Source organism: Fictibacillus macauensis ZFHKF-1, from assembly GCF_000269865.1.
GTDB classification, from domain to species: Bacteria; Bacillota; Bacilli; order Bacillales; family Fictibacillaceae; genus Fictibacillus_C; species Fictibacillus_C macauensis.
In genome coordinates this window covers 196,883-208,828 of record NZ_AKKV01000020.1, presented here as the reverse complement: position 1 = coordinate 208,828, position 11,946 = coordinate 196,883, and the positions used below count along the sequence as shown (strand labels likewise).

Below are 11,946 nucleotides of genomic sequence, written 5' to 3'. Positions count from 1 at the left end.
ATATTCTTAAGTCTAAGGATATTTTTGTAAAACAACAACGGTCTTTTTCCTTAATTTGTGAAATTTTATTCAATAAAAGATATTTAGTTTACATAATGATATTATGTTTAATTAATAGATGAAAGAGACGTTTTTTTCTTACGTGATTTCTGTAAAAGGAGCGTATGGACCATTCTCATGGACTCATCTTGTGGCACCCATAATGAGCTTGTTCTGTCTACAGGTGACTGCTTCTTTTCAATGAGTGTACAACCATGGTTAAGGGCGTGCGCAATGGTTATGCCTTGCTCAAGATATGGCCATTTTTGAAGCGGGCATTCTAGTAAAGCGTGTACATCATCATTTGGAGAGAGTCGAGGGGCAGACGTTGTAGCTTTGAACATGACATAAAAAGTATAAGGCCCTACGGGTAAGCCGAGTTTATAGGGCGTGTAGGGAGGTGGATTTCTTTTGAACTGGATGAGATAAGGAGAAATGGCGTCCGTACAGTGTATTTTTTTAGAGACATTGTGATCTAAATCATGTAAATACGTTTGTTCAGCGTCCTGCAAGATAAAGGAACATCCAGTTTCCTCTTGCGCTTCGCGAAGCGCGCATGCATGGACGGTTTCAGAAGGTTCTTGACCGCCTCCGATGGCACCAATACGGTAGACAGGGGCATTGGTATGAGGAATATGATCAGTATTAAGGGTTACGGTCAGCGTATTATTTCGTACCAACACAACGCCAGCACAAAACGGTTGGTCCAGCGTTAAGTTATGTACATTACATTCAGTCATATGAAACATAGAAAAATCCCCTTTTTCAAGTAGTTAGTCCTCATCTATCAGTATATTCAATATTTTGTAAAGAAAGGTAGTATAATGAACGAGAATAATCGATGAATAGGTGGCTGCTATGAGCAATGAAAAGGCAACCAAAAGCATAACTCGAAAAATCTGTGATGTTGTAGTTGCGATTTTGTTATCGCTAGCGGTCGTTAGATTTTTCGTCAATTTATTTTCGTAACGTTATGCGCTTTTTCTCGGATCAGGAAAGATTGTCGTGTAAAGTGAACCTTGTAAGAACAGCGGCGGCTGTAGCATCTGGGGGAGATTTTTATGTACGACAGCACTCTTTACAGCACAAGCAGAACTTGTTCATGGCGTGGGGAGTAACGATTTAGACGACGATCACTTTTCTTATTACAGCGGCGCTTGTTTTGCATTCGGTATTCTTTTTATACTTATTGGCGTATTTTTTGAGAAAATCAAACAACGTTTCGGGAAATAAGCGAACAGCATTCAACGCAGACAAAGCGTTGGATGCTGTTCTAACGTTAGGAAATGGCCTGTATTTGCTTTACAAGCTCTGAGAGTGCATCACCTTGATTAGAAGCTTTCAAGCGCTGAATCATCGTGTCACGGCCTTCTTCAAGTTGTTCTAATGCTTGGAGAAGGCTTTTTGCTGTTAGCTGTTCTTCTTCTAACGTATGGGCATAGCCTTTTTTCGTAAAAGCAGCGGCATTTAGCAATTGATCGCCACGACTTTGTTGTTTAGTGAGCGGAATAATGAGCATCGGAATGTGAAGCGCCAAAAATTCAAATAGCGCATTGGAACCACCGCGGGTAATGACTGTATCGGTCGCTGCGAGCAGGTCAGGAAGTTCCTTGTTTACATAATCAAATTGCTGGTAACTAGGTATGTGTTGTAACGTTTCATCAACATTTCCTTTTCCACATAAATGAACGATGTGATAGCGAGCCGTAAGCTCAGGTAACGCTGTTCGGATCGTTTCGTTAATCTTTTGTGCACCTAAGCTTCCACCCATGATCGTTAAGATTGGTTGATCGTTAGTAATTCCAAGAAGTGCTTTACCACGCTTAGCATCTCCAGCAAAGATGGCTTGTCTAATCGGAGAGCCAATTGCCGTCGTTTTATGAGCTGGAAAATGAGATGCCGCTTCCTCAAATGAGGTGAAAATTTTCGTCGCAAACCGCTGAGAAATTTTATTGGCTAAGCCAGGCGTCAAATCACTTTCATGAATGTAAATTGGAATGTTCAAGAGAGAAGCAGCAATGATTACCGGAACCGATACGAAGCCGCCTTTTGAGAATACGAGCTTCGGTTGTAATTTTTTTAGCACTTTACGAGCGTCTGCGATGCCTTTGATGACCTTAAAGGCGTCTTTCACATTTTGAAAATCAAGATACCGTCGAAGCTTCCCGCTGCTAATACCGTAATAAGGAATCTCAAGCGCTGATATGAGGTCTTTTTCAATGCCTTGTTTGGAGCCTATGTAATGAAGATCCCACTCTTCACGGCCGAGTTCATCCATAATCGCGATATTCGGTGTCACATGGCCAGCAGAGCCACCACCTGTAAAAACAATCGTTTGCTTCGTCATCTAATAACCTACCTTATGTATATTCGTTAGAACGAGTTTACCGAAATGAGTGGGGAGGAGGCGTGTAAGTCAGGTGTAAAAATATTTCCCCCTACATTAAGTATACCATACAAAAAATGGCTATTATAGACTGTTTCTTCTTACGTACGACTGCTACAATCAATAGAACATAACTGAAAAGGGGCGATGCGAATGAATGCTTATGTTGTGGATGTAAAAGAAGTAGAAGTAACACACCTTATGCAAGTTGGAGGAAAAGCGCTACGTGTAGGCGAGTTGTCAAAAATGCAAGAAATTCAAGTACCAGAAGGATTTTGCGTGACAACCTTGGCGTATCAAAAAGTCATTGAACAAAACGAAGCAATCTCATCATTAGTACACAAGCTAATGGATCTAACGCTTGAAAATCAGCATTCAATACGTGAGCTCTCTAGGGAAATTCGGCAAAAGATCATGAAAACAACCATCCCATCCCATCTTGTTCATGAAGTTACTACCTACCTTTCCAAGCTGGGTGAGGAACATGCCTATGCAGTACGATCGAGTGCGACAGCTGAAGATTCGCCGCATGCTTCCTTTGCGGGTCAACACGATACTTACTTGAATACGATCGGTAAGGAGTCGATTCTTCACACGATTCGGAAGTGCTGGGCATCTTTATTTACGGAACGTGCGGTCATGTACAGAATAATGAACGAATTTGATCACAATAAAATGTATATCTCCGTTCTTGTGCAAAAGATGATACCCTCAGATGCTTCAGGGATTTTATTTACCGCGGATCCTATGACTGGCAATCGAAAAATCCTCTCGATCGATGCTAGTTTTGGACTTGGAGAGGCACTCGTCTCTGGAATGGTATCGGCTGACGGCTATCAAGTAAAAGATGAGGCGATCATCAACAAGAGAATTGAACCAAAAAAACGCGCGATCTATGGACGTGAAGGAGGTGGAACAGAAACGGTTGAAATAACATCTAATCAACAAATGAAGCAAGCACTTACGGATGAACAAATTTTGCGACTAGCAAAGATCGGAAGGCGAATCGAGGCTCATTTTGGATGCCCTCAAGATATTGAATGGTGTTTGGCAGCGGATACGTTTTATATTGTCCAGAGCCGACCCATCACTACGTTATATCCGACGCCTGAGGCAAATGACCAGGAAAATCACGTGTATGTCTCAGTTGGCCACCAGCAAATGATGACTGACCCTATTAAACCGCTCGGGATTTCCATTTGGACGTTAACAGGGGGGCAACCCATGTTTAAAGTTAGCGGTGGCAGGCTGTTCGTTGATATTACGATGGGACTGAAAACAAGTGCTGGTCGGGAAAATTTATTAGGTGTCTTAGGACATTCCGATCCCTTGATTAAAGATGCGCTTGTTACCATTATAGAGCGAGATTTTATTAAATTAACGCCTGGTAACAAAAGTGCGCCTGGCGCCATTAAAAGTCATAAAGGAATGTCGTCTGCAGCGATTCTTGCCGAAGCAGGGAATGATCCAGACATTGTTGACCACTTGATGAAGAGTAGTGAGACATCGTTAGCTACGTTAAAACAAACGATTCAAGCGAAATCTGGAGTAGATGTCTTTGCCTGTATTTTAGACGATATGCAGCAGCGGCGACAGCGTGCGTCCGATTTGAATCAACTCGGTGTGATTATGGCTCCGATTCATGCCTCGGCATGGATCAATGAGCACATGAATGACTGGTTAGGTGAAAAAAATGTGGCAGACACACTTTCTCTTTCTGTACCTAACAACATTACTTCTGAAATGGGCTTGGAACTATTAGACGTTGCTGATCTCATTCGTCCTTATCCCGACATCGTCCATTTTCTTCAAGAAGTTAAAAAAGATCACTTTTTTGATGAACTTGTTCAATTGCAAGGTGGACGTCAGGTACGAGAGGCTATAGCTGCGTTTCTTGATAAATATGGAATGCGATGTGCTGGAGAAATTGATATAACGAGAACGCGTTGGCACGAAAAGCCAAGTAGTCTCATCCCCATGATCCTCAGTAACATTAAAAACGTTGCGCCTGGAGAACGTAAACGTAAATTTGAAAAAGGGCGAAAGGAAGCTATAGATAAGGAGCGGGAGTTATTAGCCAGATTACACCAATTGCCTGATGGTGAAAAGAAAGCTGCAGAAACAAAACAAATGATTGATCTTCTTCGGAAGTTCATTGGCTTTCGCGAATATCCAAAGTACGATATTGTTAGTCGGTACTTTGTGTATAAAAAGGCATTGCTGAAGGAAGCGGAACAGCTTGTTGAAGCGGGCATCATCCATGAAAAAGAAGATATGTATTATCTCACGTTCCAAGAGCTGCAAGAAGCGGTACGCACCTATCAACTCGATCGCAGCATGATCAACAAACGAAAAGAAGCATATACGATTTATGAAAAACAAGCACCACCACGTATCATCACGTCGGATGGAGAAATCATTTCAGGTCAGTACAATCGAGAAAACGTTCCCGATCACGCCATGGTAGGACTCGCGGTTTCTTCCGGAGTTGTAGAAGGGCGAGCGCGTGTCATTTTGAAGGTAGAGGATGCTCATTTGGAGGAGGGAGATATCCTCGTCACTGCCTTTACTGATCCAAGCTGGACGCCGCTATTTTGTTCCGTTAAAGGCTTAGTTACAGAGGTGGGGGGGCTTATGACTCACGGTGCTGTAATCGCGCGCGAATATGGCTTGCCAGCTGTTGTAGGCGTGGAGGATGCCACCAAACGGATCAAGGACGGACAACGCATTCGCATACACGGAACAGAAGGGTATATCGAAATAGTGTAAGACACGAGCGTACTTTTTTTCAAACAATAGAACTCCCAGAGTGTTCGATCTCTAGTTAGTTGGCAGCGGACCGCAGCGAGGGATCTAAATGCTCGTATTTTCTAAATCGATATGCAATCCATAAAGATGCCTTGGAAATTCCAGGCATCTTTACCTATTAATATTGTAGATTAAAGAGAAACTTTTTTAAATAGCACTGTCCATAAATCAGGATAACCGAACAAGGAGCTCTCCTCGTCTAACACTTCCATCTTTCGCATCTCAACAAGTTGGAAGTCTTTAAATATAGTTTTTAATCGTTCTTCGGTATAACCTAAACCGCCGTTTAAACTTCGTAATCTATATACTTCCCAGTCAGAAATTTCAGAACCGCCCAAGCGACCACCTGCAACAAAGCATATCAGCGAAAAGAAACCATTCGGCTTTATTGCTTTATGTAACAAGTCGATATAACTCATTCTACGATGTGGAGCTATATGATGAAAACAGCCAGAATCGTATACGAGATCATATGAACCTTCTTTAACCTCCATATTAAAGATGTCATTATTAATAAAATGTACATTTAGTTTATTTTCTAATGCTCGTTCTTTGCCCCATTGGATAGCCTCTTGCGACAAGTCTACTGCGTCTACTTCACAACCTTGTCGCGCTAAATATAAAGCATTTCTTCCAGGACCCGAACCTAACTCAAGTACCTTCCCAGGCTTTAGTAAACCCTTTTCAAAATAGTTCACCAAATTTTCATCCGGTAAGTTTAAGAAAAACGGAATTTTCTTTTCGCGATCCGTATAGAATTCATTCCAAAAAGGTGCGGGTTCTCGCAATAACGAGTCTAACATTTTTACTACATCCTCGTTGTTTAAGATAACCTCAGAATTGTTCATGATTTTTTCTCTCCAAACTAAATGATTTTTTAATGCTATCTTATAAATTCTATAAAGTAAGATAAATCTCCTTTTTTGTTATTTTTAACTATGTATTAAAGAGAGTATTAATCATTGTTTTAAGATGTCTGTTGTCCGTTTTTCGTTAAGTTTAGGTGTATAGTAAAGGTAGTGTATTCGTTTGGTTAAAAAATGAAGATTGAGGCATTTAAATACATCATAAGCTTCGTTGCATTCAGGGCTTGCAGAATTCATTTTTTATTAAATTAGTACAAAGAAAAGCAGTGCGAATTCAAAGTCGAATTGCACTGCGATTATAGATGTTTTTATCGTTACGGGTACTTCAAAAGTGAACGGCCTATGAACATACCAAGCTCTTTTTGCTGATATGATTTTGAAGCGCTAGAATGTATGCTGTTCCGCTATTGCTGGCGGATCTCTTCTGCTAAACCGATGAGAAGGCCCTCGACACCACGAATATAGCAAAGGCGATAGGCGTCTTGATACTGAACGACTTCGCCGACAAGCTCTGCACCGTGCTGATCAATGAGTCTCTCTACCATTTCATCAATGCCTTTCACGGCAAACATAACGCGTAAATAACCGAGCGCATTAACGGGCGCATTGCGGTGATCGGAAACAATAGGAGGCGAGATGAATTGTGAAAGTTCAATGCGACTATGACCGTCTGGAGTCACCATCATCGCAATCTCTACCGATTGGTCCCCTAAACCCGTAACACGACCTGCCCATTCACCTTCAACCATCGCCCGTCCTTCTAGCGTTAAACCAATCTCTTGAAAAAAAGAAATGGCATGATCGAGAGAGGCAACAACAATACTGATATTATCCATTCGCAATAATGAAGTGTGTTTCATCGTCTAATCTCCTTCTATGTAAATAGCGTAAGCTTACTACATTCTATTATAAATGAAAAAGACCTTGTAACCTATGAATAGTAAATTTATGAAGCGAAAGAAAAAACGACATAGATGGGTATGATTACATTTAACGTAGGATTCCGTACTTATTAAACTACTTGCGTAGATGATCCTATAGATTCCAGTGTAAAGAAGGTTAGCAATCATCAATATCCTAGAACTATGTTTAGTAACAGGACTAATTCTCACTGAATTGTATTTGAACATCGTGTGTAATCTATGTTTCATTGAAAATCACTGCCCTTACTGTTGGTTCGGTTACAAACATTTACAATGAAAAACACCGTGAATTTGATTCAATGAACAAAGTCAGTTCCTGGTTTATAGTATAAAAAAAGGTGGAAGAAGTAGGTAATATCCTAAAGGTAGTGAGATAGAAAAATCTCTCTAGAAAGAGCGTGATTTTATGAGAAATATAGATGAAGACGACCAGGACGTTTTAAAGAAAAGGGCCTATAAACTTGAAAAAATAAGAATAGTTCTTTTATGTTTTGTTGTTATGGGAATGGCTTTTTTTGGCGGGCCATGGGTTACTGGGACAACCAAGTTTGTTGGAAAAAAAGCCGTAAGTGCGCTACTCGTTTACTTAATGCTTGAAGGGGTTGTGCATCATAAGGTTTATGAAGCTAGAAACCCAAAGAGAAATCTTTATATGGTACTTATTTTTTCATCCTTGCTGCTGAGTGTATCGAGTTTGGACTAAATATAATAAATAGATGGATGGAGAGAAGTGTTTATGAAATATGCGAGAGTATTTATAGCTATCTTCGTGCTCTTAGGCGTCGTTTTTTATGAAAAGGTAACGAGCAATGTTGCGGTGCAACGAGGTATATTGTTCGTGTTACTCTGTCTGTGTTTGATAGCTGTTATAGATGCTTTGTGGAACAGAAAGAAATATATACAAAAAAGCAACCGATCTACATTCTCTGTACAATTGTTTGCTCCTTTGGTGTGTGATTTTTGCATATTTTGTTTAATTTCATTGTCCTATTAGAATTATAAGAATAGAAACTAAGATGTGTAATTTTCTTCACTCTGTCACCCCTGTTGGGTTGAACGGTTACACAAGTGCCTACTTCTTAGTTATACGCTAAAAATGGAAAAGGGAGATTGTTAGCCATTGTTCCAGGACGTGATGAAGATGTGATTTCATCTGCGTTACCATGATCTCAGGGAAGATTTCTCATGTTGTTTCTGGCTTCGCACCGACAATGGCTAAAGCCATTTCAGCTGTTTTTCCACATGTCATTCACATTTTAGATCGTTTTTATTTGATTCAATTTTTCACGAAAGCTCTCCAACGAAGAAGACGCAACTTGGAAAAAGCGAAGAAACAGTATCAAACGCGTCTCATTGATCGATGTTTGGCGCGACAACCAGAGGATTTACGCACAGAGGAACGGGAATGGGGCGTAGAATGGAAACAAGAAGATCCCGCCGTGAAACACATCCATGAAGCCTTAAATCATATGCGTTATGTTTTGAAAGCTACTACTTTAAAACAAGCAGCCCGTCGATTAAAAGAGTGGCTTCAACGGTATCAATTTCATGTGTGTGGAGCCATTGCGAAGATTGCGAAGACGGTCAGATATCGGGAGCAGGAATACCTTCATACAGGGCTATGAATATATTCTTGCCATTACTTGAGGAGTAGAGAGGAAAAAGAGTAGTAATTGGTACAATAATGACTGCAATAATGAACTATTTTGACAGAAAGTACAACTATGAGTTTCTAATTCAAACTACAAAACCCGATATCTATAAACTTGAATTCAGTGGGGAAAAGCTATGCAAAGTTGATAGGTTGTGGGGAGATAATAAATAGCTACTATGGGTAAACCAACCATCTAATACAACCTTAGTTACAAAACCATGGATTTAATAACGAATTTGAAAGCCCTTATTTAATGATTCTGACTTTAAACAATTAGAACATACGATTAATCCCTTATAAAAACTGCACAATGCATTTATGTCATTAATCATATCGAAACATACATAAGGGAAAAGCTCTTATGTTTTTTTCTAGTTAACATAATATATATTCTAGGAAGTTGTGAAATCATTAGAAATACGTCTCAATTGAATAAGAATACTTAGTAATTGAGACAGAAACGAAATTTATAAGAAGGATCACTTAATCATCCTGGATCTTTGAAATTATAATTTTGTTATTGCTGTAACTGATAATATTTGAGTTTTACTTGTCAGTGTTCGTACAAGCATTATGCTAGTTGCATACCGCCATGACAGCCGGAATTCCTTTCTCATATTTTTCGGGTAAAATAAATGGCTATCCAACTGATTTGCTTTGGAAACCAAAGCAGCTTGAACGATTCACTCTATAAAATGAAAGAATTAGCTTCAGGGCAACCATGTGTGGTACGTTGTAGCCGCTACGAACAGTTCAATAAAACGATCATTCTCTTGTTACTCTGTTCTTCCCCGTTCTTAGTAATTTACTTTAGTAAGAAAATAATAAGGAAGAGGTTCTTTATGAACGTCTCTTCCCTATTTTTAAAACATTTTTACTTTGTCTAAATGCTCATCCATTCGATCTTGGTTAATTCGCTCTAAATATATATTTGTAGTGGAAATATCAGCATGCCCTGCCCAATCTTTCACTACAGCAAGTGGCACGTCATTTTCAAGCATAACGGTGACGAATGTATGACGAAACCAGTGAGGACTTATATCGGTCTTTTCCTGGGCCGCTGTTACGACTTGCTTTACGAGCTTATAAAGCGCAGGATAGGTTAACCGCTTTTGTTCTTTATAATGAAACGTATAAAATAAGGGACTGAGATCACGAGGATTTAAAACGGTTGTTTGTGCTGTTATTTCCCGATAACGAAATAATACGTCGGCTGTTTCTTTTTTTAATGGAATGGTTCGAGGTTTTCTTCCTTTTCCTATAACATCCATAAGCAAAGTCCCCCGCCGATTTTTGCGAAAACTTCCCCAGTTGAGCTGCAGAAGTTCACTAGCACGAAGTCCGGTCGTATACAATAAGTAACCAATTAATAAGTTACGTGCTTGCAACTGTTCTTTGTAGCGATCTGTTTTCACGATTTCAGGGAAAAAAGCAAGCAGCCGCTCCGCTTCATCTTGCGGTAATTCTCGACGTTCTTCTCGCATGAACTCGAAGGTATCTTCTTGACTATAGGCGTGCCCTTTACGAGCTGTTGGCTTGTCAATCCATGTTGATAGTAGCACGGTATAAAAATGCGTTTCATAGCCAAAATCTAACAGCCGTCGAAAAAAATCGAGCTTTCGAATGGCTGTTTTTGAAGCGTATTTTTCCGTTACATATCGATTGTAGGCTTTCACCTCTGGAAACCCAATCGTTCGAAAAGAAAGATCATGCTCTAGTAAAAACACGACTAACGTCTTGGCATCTCCCTTATAGGCACGTAATGTATGTGGAGAAAACTGCTTGCCGTCTTTAAAGATCTTTAATGAGAAAAACCAAGTAATGAAATCTTCTTCGCTGCTTTGACTTAAATTGAGATTGCGATGTTCATCTAACACATCTTGCTGCGCTAATGTGTCTTTTAATTGCTGTAAATACGAGCCATCACTTAATGCTTGCATGGTTGCTATAAGATCCATCACTGTTCCTACCTTTCATGCTTCTTTCCACAGTATATCAGTTTATTTTTAAATAATACATGGTAAAGATAACTCTTAACTTTCACGAACGATATAGGTGGTTAAAACCACCTATATTTACTGAAAAAAACTTTTGAATTCTGTTTCTACAAAATCAACATCTTTGTAACCCATTTCTTTTGCAAGAGATTGAATAAGTTCTACATCAAACCCAGTATATTTCCCATCTTTCCCTTTAAATTCAAAAGGATTAAACGTAGCATCCGTTCCCACTTTCAATACCTCATTGACCGCTTCATTCTTAACAGGCGTATCCTCTTTTTTACCACATGCTCCGAGTGTTAGTGCCAATGTTAACACAGTAAGCGAAAGTCCCATCTTTTTCATATATACCTTGCCCCCTATTTGAATTTTATTCTTTTACTCATTTAGTTATTGAGGGCGGAAAAAGAATGACCCTTTTTATTCATTACTAATTATTAATATACGAACGAAAAAGCCCCACTGAACTGTGTTGCAGGGATCGTTTTGCTTGAGACGTTCTACTCGCAATTGAAGTATACATTAAACAATAGTCTTTAAAAACCTAAATACTTTTACCGACAAATTATTTATTTTTAGCACTATTTATCAGAATTATTTTAATATTTAGGAAGAAAGAACTATGTTATTACCTAAATTATTCCTTTAAAATAACTATGAAATGAATATGTAAAAAAAGGATTGGTATTAGCGCTTATTTTCTTTAACCTAATCGTTTTCAGTACAGCTTCGTTAGCTTATGGAGCAGAAAAAAGATTGGATCCAAAAAGATACAGTCAAGAAAAAACCAGCTGGTGTTGGGTAGCAGGAACGCAAATTGTTATTGACTATCTCAAAGATGAATATCATACGCAATGCACCTACTACAAATGGGGCAAAAACAAAAGTTCTTGTAGTGGCAATGAAGGAGGCGATTTCTACAAAGACGTTGCAAATGCATTCATTGGCGCCAAAGTTCAGCGGGGAGTGGTTGTGAGTAGCGGAGCCAGTTTATTAACCATTCGAGAAGAAATTGACAAGAAAAGACCTTTATTGGCAAGAATCGGTTGGAAGTCAAAAGGTAAACTTAATGGCGCAGGACATGCTATTGTTATTCGAGGCTATAATACCGATGGCGACCAAGCTCATTATCTCTGGATAAAAGATGGAGATAACGATACCGATTATACTTCAGAATACGCTACTAAATCGATCAGTTGGCTAAAAAACAACAATCAGTTTTCCTGGACACATACCAGGCTACAAATGGGCTAACATTGAGGAGGAAAAC

The 11,946-nt window shown here is 39.4% G+C and carries 10 protein-coding genes; 4 read left to right on the top strand and 6 right to left on the bottom strand.

All coding sequences use genetic code 11. From position 1 onward, the window contains the following. Positions 1–107: 107 nt before the first annotated feature. Together A374_RS04010 and A374_RS04005 are read right to left on the bottom strand one after the other, a co-directional pair. On the bottom strand, positions 108–788 hold the full coding sequence (locus A374_RS04010) for an NUDIX hydrolase (protein ID WP_007200905.1): 681 nt from the start codon (positions 786–788) through the stop codon (positions 108–110). A 530-nt stretch (positions 789–1,318) separates the two neighbouring features. Continuing rightward, the gene (locus A374_RS04005) at positions 1,319–2,386 is read right to left on the bottom strand and encodes an undecaprenyldiphospho-muramoylpentapeptide beta-N-acetylglucosaminyltransferase (RefSeq protein ID WP_007200904.1); all 1,068 of its coding nucleotides are present in this window, start codon (positions 2,384–2,386) and stop codon (positions 1,319–1,321) included. Between the two features lie 192 nt (positions 2,387–2,578). On the opposite strand from A374_RS04005, the gene ppsA reads away from it, so the two are divergent. Continuing rightward, complete coding sequence (ppsA, locus tag A374_RS04000; RefSeq protein ID WP_007200903.1) at positions 2,579–5,194, top strand: phosphoenolpyruvate synthase; 2,616 nt, start codon at positions 2,579–2,581, stop codon at positions 5,192–5,194. 170 nt (positions 5,195–5,364) lie between these two features. Here the strand turns inward: ppsA and A374_RS03995 are convergent, their stop codons facing one another. After that, a complete protein-coding gene (locus tag A374_RS03995; RefSeq protein WP_007200902.1) occupies positions 5,365–6,081 on the bottom strand; it encodes a class I SAM-dependent methyltransferase in 717 nt (238 codons plus the stop codon). A gap of 422 nt (positions 6,082–6,503) precedes the next feature. Next, positions 6,504–6,959, bottom strand: a complete 456-nt coding sequence (locus A374_RS03990; protein ID WP_007200901.1) for a VOC family protein — start codon at positions 6,957–6,959, stop codon at positions 6,504–6,506. Between the two features lie 469 nt (positions 6,960–7,428). Here A374_RS03990 and A374_RS03985 point away from each other — a divergent pair, with 469 nt between their 5' ends. Continuing rightward, on the top strand, positions 7,429–7,725 hold the full coding sequence (locus A374_RS03985; RefSeq protein ID WP_007200900.1) for a hypothetical protein: 297 nt from the start codon (positions 7,429–7,431) through the stop codon (positions 7,723–7,725). Positions 7,726–8,185: 460 nt separating this feature from the next. After that, positions 8,186–8,647: a transposase gene (locus A374_RS03980; protein WP_007200899.1), complete on the top strand. Its 462-nt coding sequence runs from the start codon at positions 8,186–8,188 to the stop codon at positions 8,645–8,647. 892 nt (positions 8,648–9,539) lie between these two features. Here the strand turns inward: A374_RS03980 and A374_RS03970 are convergent. Together A374_RS03970 and A374_RS03965 are read right to left on the bottom strand one after the other, a co-directional pair. Next, positions 9,540–10,634, bottom strand: a complete 1,095-nt coding sequence (locus A374_RS03970; RefSeq protein ID WP_007200898.1) for a tyrosine-type recombinase/integrase — start codon at positions 10,632–10,634, stop codon at positions 9,540–9,542. 117 nt (positions 10,635–10,751) lie between these two features. Continuing rightward, complete coding sequence (locus A374_RS03965; RefSeq protein WP_007200897.1) at positions 10,752–11,021, bottom strand: transporter substrate-binding domain-containing protein; 270 nt, start codon at positions 11,019–11,021, stop codon at positions 10,752–10,754. A gap of 411 nt (positions 11,022–11,432) precedes the next feature. On the opposite strand from A374_RS03965, the gene A374_RS03960 reads away from it, so the two are divergent. Beyond that, positions 11,433–11,930: a C39 family peptidase gene (locus A374_RS03960; protein ID WP_007200896.1), complete on the top strand. Its 498-nt coding sequence runs from the start codon at positions 11,433–11,435 to the stop codon at positions 11,928–11,930. The last annotated feature ends 16 nt before the right edge of the window (positions 11,931–11,946 follow it).

What these genes read in the sequence shown, in the direction of transcription:
- A374_RS04010 (WP_007200905.1), bottom strand. Translation starts at nt 788, where the DNA reads ATGTTTCATATGACTGAATGTAATGTACATAACTTAACGCTGGACCAA.
- A374_RS04005 (WP_007200904.1), bottom strand. Translation starts at nt 2,386, where the DNA reads ATGACGAAGCAAACGATTGTTTTTACAGGTGGTGGCTCTGCTGGCCAT.
- ppsA (WP_007200903.1), top strand. Translation starts at nt 2,579, where the DNA reads ATGAATGCTTATGTTGTGGATGTAAAAGAAGTAGAAGTAACACACCTT.
- A374_RS03995 (WP_007200902.1), bottom strand. Translation starts at nt 6,081, where the DNA reads ATGAACAATTCTGAGGTTATCTTAAACAACGAGGATGTAGTAAAAATG.
- A374_RS03990 (WP_007200901.1), bottom strand. Translation starts at nt 6,959, where the DNA reads ATGAAACACACTTCATTATTGCGAATGGATAATATCAGTATTGTTGTT.
- A374_RS03985 (WP_007200900.1), top strand. Translation starts at nt 7,429, where the DNA reads ATGAGAAATATAGATGAAGACGACCAGGACGTTTTAAAGAAAAGGGCC.
- A374_RS03980 (WP_007200899.1), top strand. Translation starts at nt 8,186, where the DNA reads ATGATCTCAGGGAAGATTTCTCATGTTGTTTCTGGCTTCGCACCGACA.
- A374_RS03970 (WP_007200898.1), bottom strand. Translation starts at nt 10,634, where the DNA reads ATGGATCTTATAGCAACCATGCAAGCATTAAGTGATGGCTCGTATTTA.
- A374_RS03965 (WP_007200897.1), bottom strand. Translation starts at nt 11,021, where the DNA reads ATGAAAAAGATGGGACTTTCGCTTACTGTGTTAACATTGGCACTAACA.